Source organism: Terribacillus saccharophilus, from assembly GCF_000725365.1.
Classification (GTDB): domain Bacteria; phylum Bacillota; class Bacilli; order Bacillales; family Amphibacillaceae; genus Terribacillus; species Terribacillus saccharophilus.
The window spans coordinates 1,265,988-1,292,599 of sequence record NZ_CP008876.1; the positions used below are offsets into that span (position 1 = coordinate 1,265,988).

Genomic DNA, 26,612 nt, shown 5'->3' on the forward strand with positions numbered 1-26,612 from the left:
ATGCGAATTGCAATCGACGCAATGGGTGGCGACAACGCACCGGAAGAAATAGTCAAAGGTGCCGTGCTAGCAGCTACAGAGGATGCATCCTTGGAGCTGACACTGGTTGGAGATCAAAGCAAGATCGAACCACATCTCGGCGAGATTCGTCCGGCGAATATCCGGATTATACATACAGAGGAGTACATTACAGCAGATGACGAACCTGTCCGGGCAATTCGGCGCAAGAAGCAGTCATCACTTGTACTGACTGCTCAGGAAGTAAAAGAAGGCCGTGCCGATGCTTGTGTTTCAGCGGGAAATACAGGTGCCCTTATGACGGCAGGTCTTATGATAGTCGGCCGTATTAAAGGCATCGAGCGGCCAGCACTGTCGCCAACTCTTCCGACGGTGGATGGAAAAGGATTTGTCCTGCTTGATGTTGGTGCCAATATTGACGCCAAAGCGAACCATCTATTACAATACGGCGTAATGGGCTCCATCTATGCGGAGAAAGTTCGCGGAATCAAAAATCCTCGAGTAGGATTGCTCAATGTAGGTACGGAAGAAGGAAAGGGTAATGATCTTACGAAGAAAGCTTTCGAGCTTCTCAGTAATGCACCAATAAACTTTATTGGTAATGTAGAAGGCCGAGATTTTCTTTCCGGAGATTTTGATGTTGTTGTGACGGACGGCTTTAGCGGTAACATCGCCCTGAAAACAATAGAAGGAGCAGCTTCGATGTTCTTTACGACAATCAAGAAGGCTTTCTTAAAGAACACGAAGACAAAGCTTGCGGCAGCTATGATGAAACCACAGCTGAAGGAAATCAAAGCTAGCACAGAATATGCGGAATATGGCGGTGCTGCTTTGTTTGGCCTTGCTGCACCTTTTGTGAAGGCGCATGGTTCCTCCAATGCGCGTGCCATCCAAGTTGCTATCCTGCAAACAAAGCAAATGGCAGAAAATAATGTAACAGGAATTATCCAAGATACGATTCAGAGCATGAAGAAAGACGAGGAGGACGTTAAGTGAAACGAGTAGCTTTTGTGTTTCCTGGACAAGGCTCACAAGCAGTAGGCATGGGTCAGGAAATGTACAACGAATATGATGAAGTGAAAAGTCTTTTCCAAGCGGCAGACGAATTATTGCCACAGCCAATTACACCCTTAATGTTCGAGGGACCGGCAGAAGAACTGACGAAGACAGAGAATGCACAGCCAGCATTGCTTCTGACAAGTGCTGCTATCTATCAGGTATTGCAAAATGAAGGTGTTAGACCAGTCGTTACGGCCGGACACAGCTTAGGAGAATACAGTGCACTTGTTGCAGCTGGCGTTTTCCGTGCAGAAGAAGCTGCTGTGCTTGTTAACAAGCGTGGTCAGCTGATGGAAAAAGCTTATCCGTCAGGACAGGGTTCCATGGCTGCAGTATTAGGTCTAAGTTTGGAAGACATCAAGACTGCTCTTCAAACAGTTGATACGGAGCATGGCGAAATTGTTGATGCAGCGAATATCAACTGCCCAGGTCAGATTGTAATTTCGGGTACGAAAAAAGGAATCGAACTTGCAGAGCCGCTTTTGAAAGAAGCTGGAGCTAAACGTGTGCTTCCGCTGAATGTCAGCGGTCCGTTCCACTCCAGGCTGATGAAACAAGCTGCTGAGGAATTCGCGTCTGAACTTGCAGACGTGGAGAAAGCTGATGCATCAATTCCTGTTTATGCAAACGTAACAGCAGAAAAAGTACTAGATCAGAAAGAGATCGAGCAGCTGCTTGTACAGCAGTTGTACTCACCGGTTCGTTTTGAAGAGACTGTGGTCAATATGCTTCAAAATGACGAACTGGATGCCATTGTCGAAGTGGGATCTGGTAAAGTGCTAAGCGGATTAGTGAAGAAGATCAACCGCCGCACAACAACTTTCAATGTTCAAGATCCCGAATCATTGCAAGCATTCTTGACGTGGTACAAGGAGGAAGAATAAATGCTATCAGGTAAAGCAGCACTAGTTACAGGTGCATCACGCGGAATCGGAAGAGAAATCGCCCTGGAACTTGCGCGTAATGGAGTGAACGTTGCAGTAAACTATTCTGGAAGCAAAGAAAAAGCAGAGGCAGTTGCAGAGGAAATCCGTGCACTTGGGCAGGAATCGATTGTAATCCAAGCGAATGTAGCAGAAGAAGAAAGCGTAAAAGATATGGTCAAGCGGACTATTGAAGCATTCGGTAGTTTGGATATACTAGTAAACAATGCTGGTATTACGCGAGATAACTTGCTTATGCGTATGAAGGAAGAAGATTTCGATGCAGTCATCCAGACTAATTTGAAAGGTGTATTTCTTTGTACGAAAGCAGTAACTCGTCAAATGATGAAACAAAAAGCTGGCCGTATTATCAATGTGGCGAGCATTGTTGGTGTCAGCGGTAATCCAGGGCAAGCTAACTATGTCGCTGCAAAAGCAGGAGTCATCGGATTAACGAAAACGGCTGCTAAGGAGCTTGCTGCGCGAAACGTTCTTGTGAACGCTGTTGCTCCAGGATTCATCACGACTGATATGACGGACGAAATGACAGATGAGCAGAAGCAGGCGATGCAAAGCATGATTCCGCTTGGTAAACCAGGCAAGCCTGAAGACGTTTCGCGTGTCGTTCGTTTTCTTGCGTCAGAAGATAGCAATTACATTACTGGTCAAACGATTCATATCGATGGCGGCATGGTAATGTAATACAATGAAAAAATTGTAGTTTTCCAGGACGAAATGTCCTATAATAACGAAGGGAGGTGAATTTCCTATGGCAGATGTATTCGAGCAAGTAAAGCAAATCGTTATTGATCGTCTTGATGTAGACGAATCCAAAGTAACACTAGAGGCTTCTTTCAAAGAAGATCTAGATGCAGATTCCCTTGATGTTGTGGAATTGGTTATGGAATTGGAAGATCAATTCGACATGGAAATTTCTGATGAAGATGCGGAAAAAATCGCTACTGTTGGCGACGCTGTAAACTACATAAACAGCAAACAGTAAGATTTAAATAAGATGCATAGGAGAAAGTCCCGTCACTTTGTAGGCGGGACTTTCTCCGCATCATCACAACAAATGGAAAGTGGGGACAGCAGAATGAGCTTATATAAACTGCAGGAGAAGCTTGGAATCCATTTCCATGATGAAGCTTTGTTGCAGAATGCCTTGACCCATTCATCTTATGTGAATGAACATCGTCACCTGAAGAAGACGGATAACGAACGATTGGAATTCCTTGGCGATGCTGTATTGGAGCTTGGTGTATCACAATTTCTGTACAAGCATTATCCTGATATGCCGGAAGGGAATATGACGAAGCTTCGTGCTGCTATAGTCAGAGAGGAATCACTCGTACTCTTCGCCAAAGAAATGGATCTTGGTACATATGTGCTGCTCGGAAAAGGGGAAGAGCGCACTGGGGGCAGAACACGTCCTGCATTGTTAGCTGATGTGTTCGAGGCATTTGTCGGTGCTTTGTATCTTGACCAGGATTTCGATGTGGTACTCGGATTTTTCGAAAAAATCGTCTTTCCAAAAATCAGCCAAGGTGCTTTTTCACATGCGATGGATTATAAGAGCAGACTGCAAGAGGTTATTCAGCAGGATAAAGATAAAGTAATCACGTATACGATCGTTGATGAAAGAGGTCCTGCCCATAGCCGTGAATTCGTTGCGGAGCTGAAGGTTCAGGGGGAACTTGTCGGCACAGGAGCAGGGCGGACGAAAAAGGAAGCAGAACAGCAGGCTGCCCGTATTGCTTTGGAAGCTTTAACTGAATAGAAAAAACGGCGGAGAGCAAGTAGTCTCCGCCGTTTTTTATTTTCGGTAATTCGCCAGCTCCTGGATAAATGCTTCAGTTTCAGATACACTGAGCTGTCCTTTTGATTCAATATGATCATATAAAAACTTAATATCATCGTACTTCTCAATCTGGTAGTCTTCTGGCTGCATGATGGAACGGTTGACGACAACAAGCCGGTCGGCGATGCCATTGATGAGGATGGACAAATTCTCCTCTGATGCCTGTTCGAGCTTCATGGACGAGCCTCCTTTGACGTAATTGATACCTATTATGTACCTTTAGTTTATGATAAAATAAATAAGTTAAAAACAAAAGAGAAACCAATAACAATGCAGAAATAAGCGATAAGCTTTCAATATAGGAGAATGAGTATGTTCCTGAAACGATTAGAAACCGTCGGATTCAAATCATTTGCCGAAAAAGTGACACTTGACTTTGTACCAGGTGTAACGGCAGTGGTAGGTCCGAATGGAAGCGGGAAAAGTAATATAACCGATGCCATCCGCTGGGTATTAGGCGAGCAGTCGGCAAAAAGTCTGCGAGGATCCAAGATGGAAGATATCATCTTCCAGGGCAGCGATACGAGAAAAGCGCTTAATGTAGCGGAAGTGACACTTGTATTGGACAATGCCGATCAGACGTTACCGCTGGAGTATCAGGAAGTGAGTGTGACCAGACGGGTATTCCGTTCTGGAGAAAGCCAATTTTTGATTAATAACCAAAGCTGCCGTCTGAAAGATATCATCGACTTGTTCATGGATTCTGGATTAGGGAGAGAAGCCTTTTCTATTATTAGTCAAGGAAAGGTAGAGGAAATCCTAAGCTCTAAACCGGAAGAAAGACGGTCTATCTTCGAAGAAGCTGCAGGTGTACTCAAATACAAGCAGCGAAAGAAGAAGGCAGAATATAAATTAGCAGAAACGCAGGAGAATCTGAATCGAGTAGAAGATATTACGTATGAAATTGAAGGACAGCTTGAACCACTGCGAGAACAAGCTGCTATCGCAAAGGATTTTCTGGAGAAGAAAGCACAGCTGAAAGATGTCGAAATCGGATTGCTAGTTGCGGAGATCGAGCAATTACATAAAGAGTGGCAAGCGGTCCTCCAGGAGCTTGAAGTGAATAAACGCGAGCTAGAAGTCCAAAAGCAGACAATTGGAGAAAAAGAACAGCTTCTTGAGGCAGAGAAAACAGAATTGCATGCGTTGGATGCTTCTATTGACGAACTGCAAGCATCCTTGCTAATTGTCACACAAGAGCTTGAGAATTTGGAAGGCAAGAAACAGCTGTTGAATGAGCGCTCCAAACATCTTGCAGAAAACAAAGAAAAACTGGAGAAAGATACTGAACAGCTTGGAATCACATTAGAGCAGCAGTTAAAACAGCTGGACCTGGAGCAAGCAGCTTTGGATGCGTTGGATACAGAGAACAAAGCCATCAAATCAGATTTACGGTCTTTGGACAAACAGCTATCTCGTACGCAGGAAGATTTGAGTGAACAAATCGAAGAAAAGAAAAGCGATTATATCGATTTGCTTAATGAACAAGCTGCAAAGCGGAATGAGACTAACTCACTCAAACAGCAGCTCACAGGTATTGATGCGAAGAAAGAACGTCAGCGTACAAAATACAAAGACGTCGTTTCAAATCGTGATGAAATCAGTGAGAAAAGAGAGCAATTGTCTGAGCGTCTCAAAGGTGCAACCGAAGCCCGTGAACAAGCTGAGGAAAAAGCAGATTCACTTCGGATGGAGGCGGCGCAAAAACGGGAGCAGTATCAGGAAGCACAGAGCAAGCTGTACACTGGGTACCAGCATATTGAGAAGCTTCGTTCCAAGCAGGAAATGCTGCAGGAGATGAAAGAAGAGTTCCAAGGATTCTTCCAAGGGGTAAAAGCAGTCCTTAAAGCTCGTCAGGATCAAAAGCTCGAGGGAATTGAAGGTGCTGTCATCGAGTTGATTGATGTACCAACTGCGTATGTTACTGCGATGGAAACCGCTCTTGGAGGTCAAGCCCAGCATATCGTGGTCGATACGGAAGCAAGTGCCCGTCAGGCAATCAATTGGCTGAAACAGACACATAATGGCCGTGCAACATTCTTACCGCTATCATCGATTCAGCCTAAACAGATTCCTGCGAATGTGTTAGGGAATGCTTCCAATCGGGAAGGATTCATCGGTATCGCGGCAGATCTCATCCAGGTTGATCCCCAGTACAAGCGGGCAGTTGATTTCTTGTTAGGTAATGTGGTCATCGCAGAAGACCTTCAGCATGCCAATGCGATTGCTGCTGCTCTTGGCAGACGGTACCGCGTCGTTACGCTGACAGGTGATGTTGTAAACCCTGGAGGATCTATGACTGGCGGAGCACAAAAACGCAACAGTCAATCTTTGTTTACAAGAGAAAAGGAAATGCAGGAAGTCACGGAGAAACTATCCGATTTCCAGGCACGGACTGAAGTATTCGAGCGTAAAGTTGCGCAGCTGAAAGAAGAACTTCAGCAATTGGAAACTTCAGCAGAGGAAACCCGACACAGCTTGAAGCAGCTGCAGGAGTCGGAACAGGAGCTTCAGGCAGCATTTACTGAAACGAGCATTCGCTTTATGCATGCCAATGATAATCTCACCATGTATGACCAGGATAATGCGCAGTATGACACAGAACGAGAAGAAGTGGAAAAACGCATTGAGCAGCTGCAGGCTGAGCTTGCGAGTTTAGACCAGCAGCTCCAGGATATACAGCGGGAGATCAGTGAACTGACTGAAACCCACCAAGCATGGCAGCAGACAAAGGAAATTAAACGAGAAGAACAGCAAACCCTTCAGATACGCTCTGCAGAAAGCCTTGCTAAGCTTGAGAATCAGCAGCAGCGACTCAGTGAGTTTACCGAGCAGCTAGAGCTGACACAGCAGAAGTATGAAGAACAGCAGCGAGTGCTTCAGCAAATGGCTGAAGTTGGTGAGAAAGGTCAGACAGAGGAAGAGATTGCTGAGCTGATCACAGTGAAGCAGCAGCATAAGCAGCAGACAACTACACTGATTGAGGAACGTAAAGCAGAACGGCAGGAGCGCTATGACTGGGTGCAGCAAGAGGAGCTGTCAGTTAAAGAGGCAAATCGTCTTCATCAGAATCTGGTGCAGCAAGTACAAGATCAGGAAGTCCGCTCGAACCGTTTGGATGTTGAGTTGGAAAACCGTCTGATGAATTTACAGCAAAGCTACTCCCTGACCTTTGAAAAAGCATTGGCGACGTTTGGAAGAGCAGAAGATATCGAAACTGCCCGAACTGAAGTGAAGCTGATTAAGCGTGCTATTTCGGAACTAGGCAGCGTCAATGTAGGTGCAATAGAGGAATTTGACCGGATTAATGAAAGATATAGCTTCCTTACTGAACAAAAGGACGACCTTTATCAGGCAAAATCAACTTTGCTAGCCGTTATTGACGAAATGGATGAAGAAATGAAGCGTCTGTTCGAAGATGTGTTCAATAAAATTAAAACAGAATTCACGGAAGTATTCCGCTCGCTATTTGGCGGAGGGCACGCTGAGCTGAAGTTGACCGATTCTGATAATCTGCTGGAAACTGGAGTCGATATTATCGCACAGCCACCAGGTAAGAAACTGCAGAATCTAGGTTTGCTATCGGGCGGAGAACGTGCTTTAACAGCAATTGCCTTGCTGTTTGCCATTTTACGTGTAAGGCCTGTACCATTCTGTATCCTGGACGAAGTGGAAGCGGCCCTGGATGATGCAAACGTCAGCCGCTTTGCTCAATACATGAAGCAATTCAGCGAAAAGACGCAGTTCATTGCCATAACACACAGAAAAGGTACAATGGAGGAAGCAGACGTTCTTTATGGCGTCACGATGCAGGAATCCGGTGTTTCCAGATTGGTTTCTGTCCGTCTGGAAGACGCGCCTACACTAGTGAAGGTATAAGAAAGGAAGAACAAAATGAGCTTTTTTCAAAAACTGAAAAACAAATTCTCTAATACAAACAACGAAACAGACCAGAAAACACCTGAAAAGTACAAAGAAGGTCTAAAAAAGACTCGTACTTCCTTCTCTGATCGGATGAATAATCTGATGGCACGTTATCGGAAAGTTGATGAGGACTTCTTTGAGGAATTGGAAGAAGTACTAATCGCTTCCGATGTAGGAGTTAATACAGTAATGGATCTGGTGGATGAGCTCCGCATGGAAGCAAAACGTCAGAACATCAAGGATACTATTCAGCTTAAGGATGTTATCTCAGAGAAACTGGTTGAAATATATCAAGGTGATGAAGATGAACAGCCTCAGAAGCTAAAAATGAATGACGACGGACTTACAATATACTTGTTTGTCGGCGTCAACGGTGTCGGCAAGACAACTAGTATCGGTAAGCTGGCGTATAAGCTGAAGCAAGAAGGTAAGAAAGTAGTCATGGCTGCAGGAGACACTTTCCGGGCTGGAGCGATCGAACAGCTGCAAGTATGGGGAGAGCGGACTGGTGTTGAGGTAATTCGCCACAATGCTGGCAGTGATCCAGCAGCTGTTATCTATGATGGTATCAAAGCAGCACAGGCCCGCGGTGCCGATGTTCTTCTTTGCGATACTGCCGGTCGTTTGCAAAATAAAGTGAATCTGATGAACGAACTGAACAAAGTACATCGTGTTATCGAACGTGAAGTACCTGGAGCGCCGCATGAAGTACTGCTCGTATTGGATGCAACAACAGGGCAGAATGCTCTTGCACAGGCGAAGACATTCCAAGAAACAGCCAATGTCTCTGGTATCGTTTTATCCAAGCTGGATGGAACAGCTAAAGGTGGTATTGTTTTGGCGATTCGGAACGAGATGAAAATCCCGGTCAAGTTTGTCGGTCTTGGCGAACAAATGGAGGATTTGCAGGAATTTGATCCAAATGCCTTTGTATATGGTTTATTTGCTGATCTGATGCAGGATGAGGAACAGGCGGAATAGCAGTTTCTTGACAGTTGCGCACTAGGTTGGCTACAATTTTGTAAAGGCATTTCACTTAACAAGGGGTGCGGATCATGTTAGAGAAAACAACTCGAATGAACTATTTGTTCGATTTTTATCAGGCACTGCTTACACCTAAGCAGCGCAGTTACATGGAAATGTACTATCTGGAAGATTTGTCACTCGGGGAAATTGCAGAAACATTTGAAGTTTCTCGTCAGGCAGTCTATGATAATATCCGGCGTACTGAAGCAATGATAGAAAGCTACGAGAAAAAGCTGCATCTTTATGATCGCTTCAAGGAGAGGAGCGCTCTGCTGGATGAGCTGGAAGAAATAATGGATTCCAGCAGCCAGTCCGGTGCAAAAGACTTGATCCAAAAGATAAAAGAATTAGATTAGGAGGTCGATTCCATGGCATTTGAAGGATTAGCCGACCGACTGCAGAGTACGATACAAAAAATTCGCGGGCGCGGTAAAGTTACAGAACAAGATGTAAAAGAAATGACACGTGAAGTACGACTGGCGCTTTTGGAAGCAGACGTTAACTTCAAAGTAGTGAAACAGCTGATCAACAAAATCAAAGAGCGGGCTATTGGTCAAGAAGTAATGGAGAGCCTTACACCTGGTCAACAGGTTATCAAGGTTGTTCAGGAAGAACTGACACAGCTTATGGGCGGCGAGCAGAGCAAAATTGCTGTCGCAGACAGACCGCCAACTGTTATCATGATGGTTGGTTTGCAAGGTGCGGGTAAGACAACAACAACTGGTAAGCTAGCAAACCTTTTGCGCAAAAAGCATAACCGCAACCCGTTGCTCGTAGCAGCTGACGTATATCGACCGGCTGCTATCGATCAGCTAGAGACACTTGGCAAGCAGCTTAGCCTGCCGGTATTTTCAATGGGGACAGAAGCAAATCCAGTTGATATTGCTAATGAGGCAATCAAGAAAGCAAAAGAAGAGCATCATGATTATGTCATTATTGATACGGCTGGTCGTCTGCATGTAGATGAGAAGCTGATGGATGAGCTGACACAAATTAAAACGAACGTCAAACCTGCTGAAATCTTCCTTGTGGTAGATGCAATGACAGGTCAAGACGCCGTAAATGTAGCGGAGAGCTTCGATAGCCAGCTCGATATTTCCGGTGTTGTATTAACGAAACTTGACGGTGATACACGAGGCGGGGCAGCACTATCCATCCGCGCTGTAACCGGTAAACCTATTAAATTCGTCGGTATGGGAGAGCGCACAGACCAGCTAGAAGCCTTCCATCCGGAACGAATGGCTTCCCGTATCCTTGGCATGGGAGATGTGCTTTCACTGATCGAGAAAGCACAAGAAAATGTCGATGAGAAGCAAGCACGCGATTTGGAAGAAAAAATGCGCAGTATGAGCTTCACATTTGATGATTTCCTCGAGCAAATGAGCCAGGTGAAGAAAATGGGACCGCTTGGTGACCTTCTCGACATGCTTCCTGGTGCAGGTAAGATGAAGAATATGAAGAATGTTCAGCTGGATGAGAAACAGCTTGTGTACGTCGAGGCGATTATCCAATCGATGACACGCAAAGAACGGCAGGAGCCGTCTTTAATCAATGCCAGCCGCAAGAAACGGATCGCAAAAGGCTCTGGCCGCAGTGTTTCCGAGGTCAATCGTCTGCTGAAACAATTCGAAGATATGAAGAAGATGATGAAGCAAATGACGAACATGCAAAAGGGTAAAAAAGGACGCGGAATGAAATTTCCTTTTATGTAATGTAAAAACCCTTTACAGTGATTATTTAATCTGATACAATCATATCTTGTGAGAAACATTATTTTGGAGGTGCAACAACATGGCAGTTAAAATTCGTCTAAAACGTATGGGTTCTAAAAGAAACCCTTTCTATCGTGTCGTAGTTGCTGATTCTCGTTCTCCTCGTGACGGACGTATTATCGAGCAAATCGGAACATATAACCCAACAGTTAACCCAGCTGAGGTTAAAATGGATGAAGTGAAAGCAATCGACTGGATGGCTAAAGGCGCTAAGCCAAGCGACACAGTTCGTAACCTTTTCTCTAACGAAGGAATCATGCAAAAGTTCCACGACTCAAAAAACCAGAAGTAAAGGGCTGATCGATTCTGAAAGCACTCATTGAAGCGATGGTTGCTCCGCTTGTTGATTTTCCTGAGCAGATCGTCGTGCATCAAAGGGAAGAACAGCATAAGGTCATCTATCAGCTTCAGGTGCATGAATCTGATATTGGCAAAGTGATCGGCAAGCACGGCAGTAATGCTCGTGCCTTTCGCACAGTGCTGCGTGCTGCATCCGCCGATCACGAAAAACGCATTTATCTGGACATATTGTAAAAGGGAGAGGGAAACCTTTCCCTTTTTTACAATGTAAAAAAAGCTTTTCCAGCAGAAAGCCAGGTGTCCGATGAAGATTATCCGAAGCTTGCGCGTCGATGAAGTGATTACTGAATCCAGCAAGACAGCACTCAGAGAACGTCTTCAAAAGACAGCGCGTCAACTTGACCAAGAGTGTCAACAGCTGTTGTTCGAAAAACGAAAACTCGAAAAGAAACAAGGTGTATCCAAACAGGATGTGCACAAGCGTTTCCAGGCAGAGATTCGGAAACGAGAGGAAAAAGCGGCTACGATCGCATTCCAGCTTACGCAGCTGGACATGCTGCCGATTGGCAGTGAGATCATGATTCAAGAGGTTGAAGCTCTTGTTGAAGTTGAAGTAGGCATGAAATGGGACGGGCTTACATCGAAAAAAATCGTCATCCAAGATGGCATCGTCATCCGGATAGAATAATGAAGGTGATAAACTATGGATATAAAAATGTACAATGTAGGAAAAGTCGTCAATACACATGGAATAGCTGGAGAAGTCCGGGTCGTACGAATCACGGATTTCGATGAACGCTTTGAGCCAGGAGAAGAATTGTATTGGTTCCAGGACGAAAACAGTAAGCCCCAAAAACTGATTGTAAACACACACCGAAAACATAAGACTTTTGATTTGCTCACTTTCCAAGGGTATACAACGATTAATCAAGTGGAAGAATTGAAGGGTGGTATCCTGAAAGTTCGTGAAGATCAGCTTAGCGATTTAGAAGAGGATGAGTTCTACTACCACGAGATTATCGGCTGTACAGTTGAGACAGTTGAAGGAGAAGAGCTCGGCAAGGTGAAAGAGATCCTATCCCCTGGGGCAAACGATGTTTGGGTTGTACAACGTACGAAGCAGAAGGATCTGCTAGTGCCTTATATTGAACAAGTCGTTAAACAGATCGATATTGAAAGCAAACGCATCGTCATTGAACCGATGGAAGGATTGCTTGATCTATGAAAATTGACATTCTAACACTATTTCCGGAAATGTTTGAAGGTGTGCTAAATCATTCGATTCTAAAAAGAGCCCAAGAACTTGGAGCTTTTCAGCCTAATCTGGTGAATTTCCGGGAATTCACGACGAACAAACATAAGAAAGTAGATGACTATCCATATGGAGGCGGAGCAGGTATGGTATTGGCGCCGCAGCCTATTTTCGATGCGATAGAACATGTGACTGAGGGGTCCGCTAAGCCTCGTGTTATTCTTATGTGTCCGCAGGGTGAGCCGTATAACCAGAAGAAAGCGGAAGAATTGGCAAAAGAGGAGCATCTGATTTTCATCTGCGGTCATTACGAAGGATACGATGAACGTATCCGTGAAAACCTTGTGACAGATGAGATCTCTATCGGGGACTATGTGCTGACCGGTGGAGAAATCGGTGCGATGGCGGTTATGGACAGCGTTGTCCGTCTTTTGCCTGATGTATTGGGGAATGCTTCTTCTGCGCCTGAAGATTCTTTCTCAACGGGACTGCTGGAACATCCTCATTATACACGTCCTGCCGACTTCAGAGGCATGCAGGTGCCGGAAGTCCTTACCTCTGGTGATCATGGCAAAATAGAAGCATGGCGCCGGGAACAATCGCTTTACCGCACAGCTACAAGAAGGCCTGATCTTCTTTCGGATGCAGAGCTTTCTGACAAAGAGCGTGATCAAGTGAAAAAGTGGCAAAAAGATTGAATAATGCTTTGAATTCATAGGCTAAGTATGGTATATTAAATGCTGTGCTTACAACGGTAAGCGCCATATTACAATGTTCCGCTGTCGTATTTTTGCGAGAATGAGCATTGGTGAGAAGGAGTTGAACAGAATGCAGGAATTAATTCATGACATTACAAAAGAACAGCTTCGCGCTGATCATCCTGAATTCCGTCCCGGAGATACGGTTAAAGTTCACGTTAAAGTAGTAGAGGGAACACGTGAGCGTATCCAGTTATTCGAAGGTGTCGTTATTAAACGTCAAAACGGTGGAATTTCAGAAACTTTCACAGTACGTAAGATTTCTTCAGGCGTTGGTGTAGAACGTACTTTCCCAGTACACAGCCCACGTTTAGAAAAAATCGAAGTTAGCCGTCGTGGTAAAGTACGTCGTGCGAAACTTTATTACCTACGTAAACTTCGCGGAAAAGCTGCTCGTATCAAAGAAATCCGCTAAGTACCAGAAAAGAGAGCTTGCTTCGTCAAGCTCTTTTTTTGCTATATAGACCAAATAGATCTAGTAGACAATTGGAGGCTTATAGATGGCCAAACAGAAAAATGAATGGCTAGATTGGCTGAAGGCTTTAATCATCGCTGTCATCATTGCGGTGGTCGTTCGGATGTTCCTGTTTGCTCCGATTGTAGTTGACGGACCTTCCATGCAGCCAACCTTGCATGATAATGATTTTATGATCGTGAATAAGATAAGCTACCGGTTCGGTGAGCCTGAACAGAAGGATATTATAGTCTTTCACGCTACTGAATCGAAGGATTACATTAAACGGGTGATTGGTGTGCCGGGAGATCATGTCGAGATGATCGATGATACATTATATATAAATGGTGAAATCGTGGATGAGCCTTATCTGGATAGTGAGAAAGCGGCGCTTGCAGATGGCGGTAATCTAACGAATGATTTCACTCTTGAAGATCTGCCGGGCAATTACGAAGAGATTCCAGAGGGCTATGTGCTCGTACTCGGGGATAATCGCAGAAATTCAACCGATAGCAGATACATCGGCTTAATACCGGAAGATCAAATTGTCGGTAAAGTACAGCTTACGTTCTGGCCGCTGGATCGCATCGGTCTGACAAAATAGGAGGAACATATTCTCGTGACGATTCAATGGTTTCCCGGCCATATGGCCAAAGCTAGAAGAGAAGTAGAAGAAAAACTAAAGCTCGTAGACTTTGTCATTGAGCTGGTGGATGCAAGGGCGCCAGAAGCATCACAGAATCCGATGCTTCGTAAAGTTCTCGGCGATAAACCAAAAATGGTTGTACTCATGAAGAAAGACTTGGCTGATAAATCGGTAACAGATGCTTGGATCCGGTATTATGAGGAACAAGGTACGCCGGCTCTTTCAGTCAATGCTGACGAAAAAAACGACATTCAGCGTGTTGTTCAACGCGCACACGATATGCATGCCGCAAAACGTGAGAAATGGAAGCGTAGAGGCGTGCAGAATCCGCCTCCTGGTCGTGCGATGATCATCGGTATACCGAATGTTGGAAAATCGACACTTATCAATCGACTTGCAAGTAAAAAAATTGCCAAAACAGGCGATCGTCCAGGTGTTACAACACAGCAGCAGTGGATCAAAGTGAAGAAGGATTTCGAGTTGCTGGATACACCAGGGATTCTTTGGCCGAAATTCGAAGATCCGCAGGTTGGTTTAGTGCTTGCTGCTATTGGTACAATCAAAGATCAGATTTTGCCGATGGAGGAAGTAGCAACTTTTATCTTAAACTATCTAAAAGAGCATTATCCGAAGCAAGTGGCGGAAAGATATGCGATAGAGGATATTTCCATGGACACAGTCGAAATGTTCACCCATATCGGGCGGTTCAGAGGTGCACTTGAAGCTGGCGGTGCAGTCAATTATGAAAAAACGTACGAGATCATTATTCGGGATCTTCGCAGCAAGCGGATTACGAACGTGACATTTGAGAAACCAGAAGTGTAATAAACGGACATACATATTTCTTTATGTATGTCTTTATTTTTTGCTTACATAACCGATAAATAGAGAAAAGGAAGATTATTTATGAAAGATGTATTGACGATCCAGCAGATACGAACCCATTTACAAGAAGGAACATATTCGGAAGAAATGCTTTCATCCTGGCAAGAGGATCATCGTACAGGTGTTCAGAAACTTATAGACGCACATAGAAGGAAACAAGTGAAAGAACAGAAGCTTCGCGAACAATACGATCATATGTGCAGCTTTGAAAACGCCTATTACGCAAATGGAAAGCAGTATATCGCAGGTATAGATGAAGCAGGCAGAGGTCCGCTCGCGGGTCCGGTTGTTGCAGCTGCAGTAATCTTACCGAGAGACGCTTACATAGCAGGCTTGAATGATTCGAAACAGTTGAGCGAGGGGAAAAGGGAAGCTTTATATGAGCAAATTATCGATACTTGTATTGCTTATGGAGTTGGTATCGTAAGCAGCCAAAGAATTGACGAGATAAATATCTATCAAGCTGCCAAACAAGCAATGCTTGAAGCTGTCGATGAGTTAGAATGTCCGCCTGATCATGTACTGGTGGATGCTATGCCTCTTACAGAATTGACCTGTACTCATGAAACCTTGATTAAGGGAGATCAGCGCAGTGTCTCGATTGCAGCGGCAAGTATCATTGCGAAAGTGACAAGAGATCGGATGATGAAAGAGGCGGATACAACTTATCCGGGTTATGGCTTCAAAGATCATATGGGCTATGGGACTAAGCAGCATCTGGAAGCATTGCGTAAGCAAGGTATAACCCCATTACATCGACTAAGCTTTGCTCCTATAAAGGATCTTTCCCGCGTTTAAGAAGGAAGTGACATGATGCATCACCTAAGTATCCAAAGCTCCCAGGGTATTAAACAAGCTCAGCAGCCACAACAGGAAAGAAACTTTCGGCCTGGGGAGGTCGTAACCGGGAAGATTACTAAGTTTTTTCCTGATAATAAAGCATTGCTGCAAATCGGTGCCAAGCAAGTTATAGCAGAATTACAGGCATCACTGACAACCGGCGGCACCTATTGGTTTGAAGTGAAAGAAGGCGGAGAGCGTCCTTTGTTGCAGGTTCTGCCCCAGGCAGCTGGAAAGCAAGCTGATGCTGCTCAGTTAATTGAGCTTGCTGGTATGAAACCGAATAAAACGAATACAAGCTTCGTTGAGGGCTTGATGAAACAACAGACTATATTTACGATGCCTCAGCTGAAACAAGCATTAAATCTTTTGCAGCAGAAAGAATTACAGCCCATGGAAGTAAAGAAAGAAGCACTGCAGCTTATGCTTCAGCGACAGCTGCCTTTAACGGAAAATGTCCTTCAAGCTATCACAGCTCGACAGACACAAGATATGACAGCTTCCCTTCGTGAGTTCAGCAATACTATAGCTGTCGAAAGTGATAAAGCAATGCCACTTCAGCAGCTGCTTGGAAAATTAGCACCTGCTGGACCAGCAGTACATGAACAACAGCTTGTACAGCAAATCATCCAAGAGGCAAAAACAGGGAAACAAGATATGTATCAAGCTATCCGCACATCCTTACCTGCTGCTGTGCCAACATTTGCTGATTGGCAAGGAGAATGGCTGGCATATGATAAGCAATTGGATGAAAGCAAAACTGGTCCGCAGCAATTAATGCAGGAATCTGGTAGTTTGTCGAACAGGTCAGCAGGTATACTACCGTTTTCTCAAGCTCTTGATAGTTTCATGTCCGAGATGCAGCATGTAGGCAAGCAATCTCTGGCTGCCCAAGAGAGTCTCAAGACTACACTGACGACTGTCCGGCAGCTTCTTAGTATGTTTCCTGATCGGGCGCTGCCCAATGAAATAGTCAGCAGTTTGCGCACAGCTTTGGAACCCTTCCAGTCGGCACCAATGGCTCAAGACATATTCAGTCAGCTGACAAAAGGGAATGCAGATAACCAACAGCTGTTAGCGAAGAGTACAGAATTACTACAGCTTCTCCAAGTGACGCAAACAAATGAGCAAAGCAAAGATGGGGATTTTTTTAAAAATCTCATGCAAGATATTTTCAAGCAGACAGGGTTTACATATGAACATGACTTAAACGATGCAGATGCTACAGATCTGCCTTTGAAAGGATTGCTCCTGCAGCACGCAGCACAAGGTAATGAAAGAGCAGAGCTTTCGTCTCAGCTTCTTCAGCAAATTACCGGAAGCCAGCTGCTTCAGGTTCAGGATGATAAACAAATGGCTTACATTCAGCTTCAGCTTCCCGGAGCTCCGTTTGGATTCGATAAAGATATTCTGATGGAGATGGAGGGCAGAAAAGAAGCTGATGGACAGTTATCTTCTGAGCATTGCCGTATTTTGTTTTATTTGCATTTACCTTTTCTCGATGACATGGTAGTGGATATGTACGTGCAGAAAAAGGCTGTCAGTCTGCATATTTATACAGCAGAAGGCAAAGTAGAACAAGTCATGCGTCCGCTTCAGCATAAATTGAAAGCAGCACTTGATACAAGCGGATATCATCTTTCTTCTGTAAAATATACAGTGAGCAAAAATGCAAAAGAAGCAAGCCATTTTGATACAAATCTGAATGCTGTACATGCAGAACAGAAAGGTGTCGACTATCGCATATGACAGAGAAAAAATATGTTCGGCAAGCAGCGGCCTTGAAATATGACGCTGCCAAAAAGCAGGCACCGGTTCTTACAGCAAGTGGGAAGGGCCTGACTGCTGAGGCTATTATAAAACGTGCTCGGGATAATGGTGTACCGGTGCAGCAAGATCCTGCTCTGGTAGGTCTATTGACGGAGTTAAACGTAAATGAGATGATTCCGGCAGATCTCTATGAGGCAGTTGCCGAGGTCTTTGCATTCATTTACCAAGCAGACAAACAGGCAGGGAAATAAGCGTCCGTTAGTGGGGACGCTTATTCCATAAATTCTCTTATGAAAGCATTTTCATAAATTTTCAGCGAAAGGGCACCCTCTTCTTTATTCGCCCTTATAAGTTTTATGTAGATTCTGTCTTTTCCATAGTTTTTGGTAGACTTTTGCAGAAGAAATCGTTTACAATGGTCTTGCACGGAATCTGACGGGGAGGGTACAGAATGAATATTCATGAGTATCAAGGCAAAGAGGTTTTGCGTGAATTTGGTGTGTCTGTTCCTGCTGGTAGAGTGGCATTCAGTGTCGAGGAAGCTGTGGAAGCGGCTGAAAGCCTGGGCACAAATGTATGCGTTGTCAAAGCGCAAATCCACGCCGGCGGACGCGGAAAAGCAGGCGGTGTGAAAGTAGCGAAAAGCTTGGATGAAGTTCGTACATACGCGGAGGAAATCTTAGGCAAGACGCTTGTAACGCATCAGACAGGTCCAGAAGGAAAAGAAGTGAAACGGCTTCTAATCGAAGAGGGCTGTGATATCCAGAAAGAATATTATATCGGTCTTGTTCTTGATCGCAGCACATCCCGAATCGTAATGATGGCGTCTGAAGAAGGCGGTACAGAGATTGAGGAAGTTGCAGCAGAGACACCGGAGAAAATCTTCCGTGAAGCGATCGACCCTGTTGTCGGTTTGACTGGCTATCAAGCTAGAAGATTGGCATTTGCTATTAATATTCCGCCGGAATCGCTGAACAAAGCTGTCGGTTTCATGATGAGCTTATATCAGGCTTTCGTAGAGAAGGATTGCTCCATTGCTGAGATTAATCCGCTTGTTACGACTGGTGATGGCCAAGTATTGGCACTTGATGCCAAACTTAACTTTGACGAAAACGCACTATACAGACATAAAGATATCGTCGCGCTTCGCGACTTGGATGAAGAAGATGAAAAAGAAATCGAAGCCTCTAAGCATGATTTGAGCTATATTTCCCTTGATGGAAATATCGGCTGCATGGTAAATGGTGCAGGTCTCGCAATGGCAACGATGGATATTATCAAACATTACGGCGGAGATCCCGCTAACTTCCTCGATGTTGGGGGCGGTGCTACGACTGAAAAAGTGACCGAGGCCTTCAAAATCATTCTGGCTGATCAAAATGTTAAAGGTATCTTAGTCAATATCTTCGGAGGCATTATGAAATGTGACGTTATTGCTGAAGGTGTAATCGGTGCATCCCGTCAGGTCGGATTGGATATTCCGCTTGTCGTACGTTTGGAAGGAACGAACGTGGAGCAGGGCAAGAAGCTGCTTGAGGAGTCCGGACTGAACATCACATCGGCAGCGTCCATGGCAGATGCAGCAGAGAAAATCGTCGCACTTGTAAACTAACGGGGGAGGTACAAATTCATGAGTGTTTTTATTAATAAGGAAACAAGAGTACTCGTACAAGGTATTACCGGATCTACGGCGCTTTTCCATACAAAGCAGATGATTGAATACGGTACCCGGATTGTTGCCGGTGTTACGCCGAAAAAAGGCGGTACCGAAGTAGAAGGTGTACCTGTTTATAATACTGTGAAAGAGGCAGTACACGAAACTGGCGCTACTGCTTCAGTAATCTATGTTCCGGCAGCTTTTGCGGCTGATGCGATTTTGGAAGCTGTGGACGCAGAGCTTGATTTGGTTATCTGTATTACAGAGCATATTCCAGTAATGGACATGGTTCGTGTGAAACGAGCAATGGAAGGCAAGAAGACAAGATTGATCGGTCCGAACTGTCCTGGTGTCATTACACCGGAAGAATGCAAAATTGGTATCATGCCTGGATATATCCACAAAAAAGGACATATCGGCGTTGTATCAAGATCTGGTACATTGACGTATGAAGCAGTGCATCAGCTTACACAAGCTGGCATTGGCCAATCCACTGCGGTTGGTATCGGTGGGGACCCAGTTAACGGAACGGATTTCATCGATGTTTTGAAAGCATTCAATGAAGACAGAGAGACGAAAGCGGTTATCATGATCGGAGAAATTGGTGGTACAGCCGAAGAAGAAGCTGCCGAATGGATCCGTCAAAACATGAACAAACCTGTTGTCGGCTTTATCGGCGGTGCAACAGCACCTCCAGGTAAACGTATGGGCCATGCTGGTGCCATCATTTCTGGTGGAAAAGGCACAGCTGACGAAAAAATCAAGGTCTTGGAAGCTTGCGGTGTAAAAGTAGCGGATACGCCAGCGGTTATGGGAGAAACTTTGATTGAAGTGCTCAAAGAAAAGGGACTGTACGAAATCTGTCAAACGCATTAAGATGAAAGTGGGCCGATTATTCGGCCCGCTTTCTTATCTTTTTCAGAGACAGGAGTGGTAAATTGGAGAAACGTAAAAGATTATTGTTGCTGCACCGAGTGCTGCGGGGACGGCGTAAGGTCATACAGCGCATCCTCACACTTGATCCTCAATTAGACAACCTTCTACATTCATCCTTCCATGAACTGATGAGTTATTATCAGCTCCCCGAATCTTTTGCACTTACATTGTTCCGCGAACTGCAGGACGAAACACATCTTACCTCCTTGGAGAAGGACATGCAGACCTTTTCCACTTTAACTTGCTTTGATGAAGCGTATCCAGCTGCTCTAAGGCACATACCTGATCCTCCGCTTGTACTTTATGCCGCAGGTAAAATCGAGCTCCTTGATAGGCTGCCTGCAATCAGCGTGGTTGGCACGCGTCAGCCGACCAAAGCTGCTGCTGCCAAAGTAGCTTATTTTTTAGAGCCATTAGTGGCTGCCGGATGGACAATTGTCAGCGGCATGGCAAAAGGAATCGACAGCATGGCACATCACGCAGCCATTCGCAGCAATGGCAGTACAATTGCCGTATTGGGAGGCGGCTTACGTCATATATATCCTCGTTCGAATCAGGCATTATTTGATAAATTAGCAGTCACGCAGCTAGTTCTCAGCGAGTATTATCCCGATCAAAATCCACAGCAGCATCATTTTCCAGAGAGAAACCGGATTATCAGCGGACTTGGTATTTGTACACTTGTCGTTGAAGCAAAAAAGCATAGCGGTACGATGCATACCGTCATGCATGCATTGGAACAGGGGAGAGATGTATTCGCTATACCTGGAGACCCTCTTGAGGACCGAACAGCAGGCTGTCATCAGATGATATCTGAGGGAGCTGGAATCATCTTTGAACCGGGTCAACTGATTGACGAATGGGAACGTAATAAGTCGAAATGGTTACACATTATATAGTAGAAACTCGCTTATTTATGTATGCTCTATTACAAAAAATAGCAAGTTATGTTTGACAAACGGAATATAAGTATTTAATAATAGGGAAGATTTATCGGACAATATATATATAAAAACAAAACAGAAAAAGAAAACCTCTTGGGAGGAAACAATATGGCAGATTATCTTGTAATCGTGGAATCTCCAGCTAAAGCGAAAACAATTGAACGTTATCTAGGTAAAAAATATAAAGTAAAAGCAAGTATGGGACATATCCGGGACTTGCCAAAAAGTCAAATGGGTATCAATGTAGAGGAAGATTTTGAACCTCGCTACATCACCATCCGCGGAAAAGGGCCTGTGCTTAAAGAACTGAAAAGTGCAGCGAAAAAAGTAAAAAAAGTATATCTCGCAGCCGATCCCGATCGTGAGGGGGAAGCAATCGCCTGGCATTTAGCTCATAGCTTGAATATCGATGAAACTTCTGAGTGCCGCGTAGTCTTCAATGAAATCACAAAGGATGCGATCAAGGAATCGTTTAAGCATCCGCGCAGTATCGATATGGATTTAGTTGATGCCCAACAAGCTCGTCGTATCTTGGACCGACTTGTCGGTTATAATATCAGTCCACTGCTATGGAAGAAAGTGAAAAAAGGCTTGAGTGCTGGACGTGTTCAATCTGTGGCCGTTAAGATGATTATGGACCGTGAAAACGAGATCAAGGAATTCATTCCAGAAGAGTACTGGTCAATTGATGCAGCTTTCCAATCCGGCAAAGACAATTTTGAAGGATCATTTTATGGAATAGATGGTAAAAAGGTTGGTCTCGCGTCTGAAGAAGAAGTCAATGAGATCCTAGGTAAATTAAGCGGGGAAGATTTCCAAGTTGATAAAGTGAACAAAAGGGAACGAAAACGTAACCCAGCTGCTCCATTCACAACGTCTTCGCTGCAGCAGGAAGCAGCGCGCAAACTTAATTTCCGAGCACGTAAAACAATGATGGTGGCACAGCAGCTTTATGAAGGAATCGATTTAGGTAAAAAAGAAGGCGGTATCACAGGTCTAATCACTTATATGCGTACCGACTCTACTCGTATTTCCAACACAGCCAAAGAAGAATCAGCCACTTACATCAAAGAGACGTATGGCGATGAGTTTCTTGGTTCAGGAACCAAAACGAAACAAACTGAAGGTGCACAGGATGCCCATGAAGGTATCCGCCCAACATCTGCTTTCCGGCATCCTGACAGCGTGAAAGCAATCCTGTCACGTGATCAGTTTAGACTGTACAAACTTATCTGGGAGCGTTTCATTGCGAGTCAGATGGCACAGGCTGTCCTGGATACGATGACAGTCCACCTTGTAAATGAAGGTGTAGAGTTTAGAGCTACAGGATCCAAGGTTAAATTCAAAGGATTTATGAAGGTTTATGTAGAAGGTAATGATGATAATACGAGTGAAAAGGACAGGTTACTTCCGAATCTGGAAGAAGGCATGACAGTGAAGGCGGACCAGATCACGCCGAATCAGCACTACACACAGCCGCCACCACGCTATACGGAAGCTCGGCTTGTACGTACGATGGAAGAGCAGGGAATCGGTCGCCCATCTACATTTGCACCAACACTGGATACGATTCAGCGCCGCGGCTATGTGACGCTTGACAACAAGCGTTTCGTACCGACAGAACTCGGAGAAATTGTTATTGATATCCTGAAGGAATTTTTCCCGGAGATCATCGATTTGGAGTTCACGGTGAAGATGGAGGAAGATCTTGACCATATCGAGGATGGCAAGACTCAATGGGTAACGATCATCGATGAGTTTTACAAAGGCTTCGATACACGGTTGGAAAAAGCAGAACAGGAAATGGAAAAAATAGAGATAAGGGATGAACCGGCCGGTATCGACTGTGAGGAATGTGGGCATGAGATGGTATACAAGATGGGACGCTACGGAAAGTTCCTGGCTTGCTCCAATTTCCCGGATTGCCGCAATACGAAGCCGATTTTGAAAAAAATCGGTGTTACTTGCCCGAAATGTAAAGAAGGCGAAGTAGTCGAACGTAAGTCGAAGAAAAACCGAGTGTTCTATGGCTGTGATCGCTATCCGGACTGTGATTTCCTAAGCTGGGATAAACCTATTTCAAGACCATGTCCGAAATGTACATCCATGCTTGTCGAAAAGAAAGCGAAAAAAGGAACACAGATTACCTGTTCCAGCTGTGATTATAAAGAAGAAGTTCAGCAGTAGTACGAGAAGACTCCGGCTTAATGATAGCCAGAGTCTTTTTGTTTGAATTGTTAAGACTTTGTGAAAACAAGAGCAGGAACCGGAAATAATTTGACACAGTATTATACGAGGTCTATAATAACGGATTGGAAAGGAATTTTGCTTGACACACTAGAGGGGTAAGACTGTATGACAAATGATTCGCCATTTCTTTGATGCAGCTGCTCCGATCATTGAAAAGAACAGCATCAATATGTACAGAGTTTGCTTAAAATCACGCTTGATAAAGTGAAGTTGCCAGAAAAACTGTAATCGAAAGTATTGCACATTATATAACGCATGCGAACAGCAAGAATTTCCCGTTAATGAACGCTAAATTCGGTTTGTTTAATGAATTGGAAAAGCCGATTAAAACTTAAGCAAAATTGAAATCAAGCTTAAGCTGATTGCACATTGACTTCAATTCAGAATTTTTCTACAATTTAATTTCTAACGTTTGCTTCTCTGCTTGAAGTTATGATAAGCTTTATACGCTTGAAGTGAGGCGATTAAATTGAAAAATGCAGAACAGTTCGTTCAAGAGTTCAAATCTTATTTGCAAGTGGAGAAGCATGCTTCCCCACATACGGTTTACTATTATCTGAATGATGTGAATTTTTTCCTTGAATTCCTTCATTCGGAATCTATTTTGTTTGAGCAAGTAGATCCCGGAGTAGTACGCGTATTTCTTACACGATTATATGAGAAGAAGTTGTCTAGACGGACGGTATCACGGAAGATATCCAGTCTGCGTTCTTTTTACAAGTACCTGGAGCGGGAAGATATTGTCAAGGCAAACCCATTTTTACGGCTTGTTCAGCCAAAGGCACCTTCCTATGTACCCAGCTTCCTTTACGAACAAGAGCTTGAGAAACTTTTCGAGGCTTCTGATTTGGAAACTCCGCTGGGACAGCGGGATCAAGCTATTCTTGAGTGTCTGTACGGTACTGGTATGCGTGTCAGCGAGTGTGCTGGTATTACCTTAGGTGATATAGACTTTGCTATTGGCACCGTCCTTGTACGTGGAAAGGGCCGTAAGGAGAGGTATGTTCCGTTCGGCAGTTTCATGGAAAAAGCAACGCAGAGATATATACAGGATGGACGCAATCGTCTTTTAGAAAAGGCGAAGGAAGATACCGATAAACTGTTCTTAAACAGCAGAGGAAAACCGATTACGGAACGGGGGATTCGTCTCATCCTGAATAAACTGGTTGAGCAGTCCGCTGTACATATGCACCTGCATCCGCACAAGCTGCGCCACACATTTGCCACGCACATGCTGAATGAAGGTGCTGATTTGCGTGCTGTGCAGGAACTGCTTGGTCATGAGCATCTGTCCTCTACACAGATTTATACGCATGTGACGAAAGATCGGCTGCGTACGATATATATGAATACCCATCCGAGAGCGAATCGGGAATAAAGGAGATGGATAGCCATGAGTTCTGAATTTCATGCCACCACTATTTTCGCCGTACGTCATAAAGGTGAGTGCGCAATGTCTGGTGATGGACAGGTGACACTCGGCAACCAAGTTGTCATGAAGCATAAAGCAAAAAAAGTTAGAAGAATATTCAAAGGTCAGGTGCTGGCGGGCTTCGCTGGTTCGGTAGCTGACGCGTTTACGCTTTTTGAAAAATTCGAGGGGAAGCTTGAAGCATATAACGGCAACCTTGCCAGAGCTGCAGTGGAATTAGCGAAGGAATGGCGCAGTGACCAAGTGCTTCGTAAGCTGGAAGCGATGCTAATCGTTATGAACAAAGAGCAAATGTTTCTTGTTTCAGGAACTGGGGAAGTCATTGAACCGGATGATGATATTTTGGCTATCGGCTCAGGCGGCAATTTTGCCTTAAGCGCAGGACGAGCACTGAAAAGATATTCCGAAGAGAAGTCGGCAGCTGAAATCGCTCAGGCCGCTCTTGAAATTGCTGGAGAGATTTGTGTATTCACGAATGACCAAATCACGTTGGAGACATTGGAGGCGTAATGATGGAGGCTAACTTAACCCCTAAACAAATCGTAGCGCAGCTGGATCGTTATATCATCGGTCAGCAAAATGCCAAGAGGTCAGTAGCGGTGGCATTAAGGAACCGTTATCGCCGCATGCAGCTTGATAGTGAATTACGCGATGAGATAACGCCAAAAAACATTCTGATGATTGGACCGACTGGTGTTGGTAAAACGGAAATTGCTAGAAGGCTGGCGAAACTCGTTGGGGCACCATTCATTAAAGTGGAAGCAACGAAATTCACTGAAGTCGGCTATGTCGGCCGTGATGTAGAATCGATGGTAAGGGATTTGGCTGAAGCTTCCGTACGGCTTGTACGGGAAAACAAGATGGAAGCTGTTCAGGATAAAGCGGGGGAACAGGCGAAGAAACGACTCGTCAAGCTACTTGTTCCTGAGACGAAAAAGCAGGCAAATAACTTCAAAAATCCATTCGAGATGCTCTTTAACCAGCAGCAGACTGAAGAGCAAGAAGAAAAACCTTCTGATGAAATTGAATCCAAACGAGCTCGGACAGAGCGTATGCTCGAAATGGGCGAGTTGGAAGACACAATGGTTACAATTGAAATTGAGGAGCAGCAATCCTCAATGTACGATATGCTTCAAGGATCCGGTATGGAGCAGATGGGTATGAATATGCAGGATGCTTTGGGGCAATTCATGCCGAAGAAAAAGAAAAAGCGCCGTTTGCCAGTATCTGAAGCGCGACCGCTTCTTGTTCAGCAGGAAGCCCAAAAGCTGATTGATATGGACGAAGTATCGCAGGAAGCGGTACAACTGGTGGAACAAGCAGGGATTATCTTCATCGATGAGATAGATAAAGTTGCTGCCAAAGGTGAGCAAGGTGCCAACGTATCCCGAGAAGGTGTCCAGCGAGATATACTTCCAATCGTAGAAGGTTCTACTGTTACAACAAAATACGGCCCTGTTAAAACAGATCATATTTTGTTCGTAGCAGCAGGAGCCTTTCATATGGCAAAGCCTTCTGATCTAATACCGGAGCTGCAGGGACGTTTTCCAATCCGTGTTGAATTGGAGAAGCTATCTGTCGACGATTTCAAGAAGATCCTTGTCGAGCCCTCCAACGCATTGCTGAAGCAATATAAGGCTTTATTAGAGACAGAAGGTATAAATGTTGAGTTTACGGACGAAGCTGTTACCAGACTAGCGGAAGTGGCTTTTGAAGTGAATCAGGAAACAGATAATATCGGTGCTCGTCGTCTTCATACCATTTTGGAGAAGCTGCTGGAGGACTTGAGTTTTGAAGCAGCTGATATCAACATGGGGACAATTCAAATTACCCCTAGCTACGTAGACGACAAACTAGCATCAATCGCAAAAAATAAAGATCTCAGTCAATATATTTTATAACATT

The 26,612-nt window shown here is 44.6% G+C and carries 28 protein-coding genes; 27 read left to right on the top strand and 1 reads right to left on the bottom strand.

Annotated features, from left to right (window positions below; all coding sequences use genetic code 11):
- The 5 genes from plsX (at nt 1) to rnc (ending at nt 3,780) form a co-directional block, all read left to right on the top strand.
- Nucleotides 1–1,014: a phosphate acyltransferase PlsX gene (gene plsX, locus GZ22_RS06400; protein WP_038560094.1), complete on the top strand. Its 1,014-nt coding sequence runs from the start codon at nt 1–3 to the stop codon at nt 1,012–1,014.
- The gene (fabD, locus tag GZ22_RS06405) at nt 1,011–1,961 is read left to right on the top strand and encodes an ACP S-malonyltransferase (protein WP_038560097.1); all 951 of its coding nucleotides are present in this window, start codon (nt 1,011–1,013) and stop codon (nt 1,959–1,961) included. The genes plsX and fabD overlap by 4 nt, the downstream gene beginning before the upstream one ends.
- Nucleotides 1,962–2,702: a 3-oxoacyl-[acyl-carrier-protein] reductase gene (gene fabG / locus GZ22_RS06410; RefSeq protein ID WP_038560099.1), complete on the top strand. Its 741-nt coding sequence runs from the start codon at nt 1,962–1,964 to the stop codon at nt 2,700–2,702.
- Nucleotides 2,703–2,769: 67 nt separating this feature from the next.
- Nucleotides 2,770–3,003: an acyl carrier protein gene (gene acpP, locus GZ22_RS06415; RefSeq protein ID WP_038560102.1), complete on the top strand. Its 234-nt coding sequence runs from the start codon at nt 2,770–2,772 to the stop codon at nt 3,001–3,003.
- A gap of 93 nt (nt 3,004–3,096) precedes the next feature.
- Nucleotides 3,097–3,780 (top strand): ribonuclease III, encoded by a 684-nt coding sequence (gene rnc, locus GZ22_RS06420; protein ID WP_038560105.1) that lies wholly within the window; start codon nt 3,097–3,099, stop codon nt 3,778–3,780.
- Nucleotides 3,781–3,816: 36 nt separating this feature from the next.
- On the opposite strand, the gene GZ22_RS06425 is transcribed toward rnc, so the two are convergent.
- Entirely contained in the window at nt 3,817–4,038 is a 222-nt protein-coding gene (locus tag GZ22_RS06425; protein WP_038560108.1) for a DUF1128 domain-containing protein, read from the bottom strand.
- Between the two features lie 135 nt (nt 4,039–4,173).
- On the opposite strand from GZ22_RS06425, the gene smc reads away from it, so the two are divergent.
- The 22 genes from smc to hslU all read left to right on the top strand — a co-directional run bounded on the left by smc (nt 4,174) and on the right by hslU (nt 26,608).
- Entirely contained in the window at nt 4,174–7,740 is a 3,567-nt protein-coding gene (gene smc / locus GZ22_RS06430) for a chromosome segregation protein SMC (RefSeq protein WP_038560111.1), read from the top strand.
- A 15-nt stretch (nt 7,741–7,755) separates the two neighbouring features.
- Nucleotides 7,756–8,766: a signal recognition particle-docking protein FtsY gene (ftsY, locus tag GZ22_RS06435; protein ID WP_038560113.1), complete on the top strand. Its 1,011-nt coding sequence runs from the start codon at nt 7,756–7,758 to the stop codon at nt 8,764–8,766.
- 74 nt (nt 8,767–8,840) lie between these two features.
- Nucleotides 8,841–9,167, top strand: coding sequence for a putative DNA-binding protein (locus tag GZ22_RS06440; protein ID WP_038560117.1), 327 nt, complete (start codon nt 8,841–8,843; stop codon nt 9,165–9,167).
- Nucleotides 9,168–9,179: 12 nt separating this feature from the next.
- Nucleotides 9,180–10,523 carry a signal recognition particle protein gene (gene ffh / locus GZ22_RS06445; protein ID WP_038560118.1) on the top strand — a complete coding sequence of 448 codons (1,344 nt, stop codon included), beginning with the start codon at nt 9,180–9,182 and terminating at the stop codon, nt 10,521–10,523.
- Between the two features lie 79 nt (nt 10,524–10,602).
- Complete coding sequence (gene rpsP, locus GZ22_RS06450; protein WP_038560121.1) at nt 10,603–10,875, top strand: 30S ribosomal protein S16; 273 nt, start codon at nt 10,603–10,605, stop codon at nt 10,873–10,875.
- Nucleotides 10,876–10,901: 26 nt separating this feature from the next.
- Nucleotides 10,902–11,117 carry a KH domain-containing protein gene (locus GZ22_RS06455; protein WP_322787256.1) on the top strand — a complete coding sequence of 72 codons (216 nt, stop codon included), beginning with the start codon at nt 10,902–10,904 and terminating at the stop codon, nt 11,115–11,117.
- A gap of 70 nt (nt 11,118–11,187) precedes the next feature.
- Nucleotides 11,188–11,571, top strand: coding sequence for a YlqD family protein (locus tag GZ22_RS06460; protein WP_038560126.1), 384 nt, complete (start codon nt 11,188–11,190; stop codon nt 11,569–11,571).
- A gap of 15 nt (nt 11,572–11,586) precedes the next feature.
- Nucleotides 11,587–12,108, top strand: a complete 522-nt coding sequence (gene rimM, locus GZ22_RS06465) for a ribosome maturation factor RimM (protein WP_038560128.1) — start codon at nt 11,587–11,589, stop codon at nt 12,106–12,108.
- A complete protein-coding gene (gene trmD / locus GZ22_RS06470; protein ID WP_038560131.1) occupies nt 12,105–12,833 on the top strand; it encodes a tRNA (guanosine(37)-N1)-methyltransferase TrmD in 729 nt (242 codons plus the stop codon). The genes rimM and trmD overlap by 4 nt, the downstream gene beginning before the upstream one ends.
- 130 nt (nt 12,834–12,963) lie before the next feature.
- Nucleotides 12,964–13,308 (top strand): 50S ribosomal protein L19, encoded by a 345-nt coding sequence (gene rplS, locus GZ22_RS06475; protein WP_038560133.1) that lies wholly within the window; start codon nt 12,964–12,966, stop codon nt 13,306–13,308.
- An 85-nt stretch (nt 13,309–13,393) separates the two neighbouring features.
- Entirely contained in the window at nt 13,394–13,951 is a 558-nt protein-coding gene (lepB, locus tag GZ22_RS06480) for a signal peptidase I (protein WP_038560136.1), read from the top strand.
- 15 nt (nt 13,952–13,966) lie between these two features.
- Entirely contained in the window at nt 13,967–14,818 is an 852-nt protein-coding gene (ylqF, locus tag GZ22_RS06485; protein ID WP_038560138.1) for a ribosome biogenesis GTPase YlqF, read from the top strand.
- An 81-nt stretch (nt 14,819–14,899) separates the two neighbouring features.
- Entirely contained in the window at nt 14,900–15,676 is a 777-nt protein-coding gene (locus GZ22_RS06490) for a ribonuclease HII (RefSeq protein WP_038560140.1), read from the top strand.
- A 12-nt stretch (nt 15,677–15,688) separates the two neighbouring features.
- Complete coding sequence (locus GZ22_RS06495) at nt 15,689–17,467, top strand: hypothetical protein (RefSeq protein ID WP_038560142.1); 1,779 nt, start codon at nt 15,689–15,691, stop codon at nt 17,465–17,467.
- On the top strand, nt 17,464–17,739 hold the full coding sequence (locus GZ22_RS06500) for an EscU/YscU/HrcU family type III secretion system export apparatus switch protein (protein WP_038560145.1): 276 nt from the start codon (nt 17,464–17,466) through the stop codon (nt 17,737–17,739). The genes GZ22_RS06495 and GZ22_RS06500 overlap by 4 nt, the downstream gene beginning before the upstream one ends.
- Nucleotides 17,740–17,939: 200 nt before the next feature.
- Entirely contained in the window at nt 17,940–19,100 is a 1,161-nt protein-coding gene (gene sucC / locus GZ22_RS06505) for an ADP-forming succinate--CoA ligase subunit beta (protein ID WP_038560147.1), read from the top strand.
- 18 nt (nt 19,101–19,118) lie between these two features.
- Entirely contained in the window at nt 19,119–20,021 is a 903-nt protein-coding gene (gene sucD / locus GZ22_RS06510; RefSeq protein ID WP_038560150.1) for a succinate--CoA ligase subunit alpha, read from the top strand.
- 62 nt (nt 20,022–20,083) lie between these two features.
- The gene (dprA, locus tag GZ22_RS06515) at nt 20,084–20,980 is read left to right on the top strand and encodes a DNA-processing protein DprA (protein ID WP_038560151.1); all 897 of its coding nucleotides are present in this window, start codon (nt 20,084–20,086) and stop codon (nt 20,978–20,980) included.
- Between the two features lie 153 nt (nt 20,981–21,133).
- A complete protein-coding gene (topA, locus tag GZ22_RS06520) occupies nt 21,134–23,212 on the top strand; it encodes a type I DNA topoisomerase (RefSeq protein WP_038560155.1) in 2,079 nt (692 codons plus the stop codon).
- Between the two features lie 532 nt (nt 23,213–23,744).
- Nucleotides 23,745–24,653 carry a tyrosine recombinase XerC gene (gene xerC / locus GZ22_RS06525; RefSeq protein WP_038560158.1) on the top strand — a complete coding sequence of 303 codons (909 nt, stop codon included), beginning with the start codon at nt 23,745–23,747 and terminating at the stop codon, nt 24,651–24,653.
- A 15-nt stretch (nt 24,654–24,668) separates the two neighbouring features.
- Entirely contained in the window at nt 24,669–25,217 is a 549-nt protein-coding gene (gene hslV, locus GZ22_RS06530) for an ATP-dependent protease subunit HslV (protein WP_038560161.1), read from the top strand.
- Between the two features lie 2 nt (nt 25,218–25,219).
- Nucleotides 25,220–26,608: an ATP-dependent protease ATPase subunit HslU gene (gene hslU / locus GZ22_RS06535; RefSeq protein ID WP_038560164.1), complete on the top strand. Its 1,389-nt coding sequence runs from the start codon at nt 25,220–25,222 to the stop codon at nt 26,606–26,608.
- The last annotated feature ends 4 nt before the right edge of the window (nt 26,609–26,612 follow it).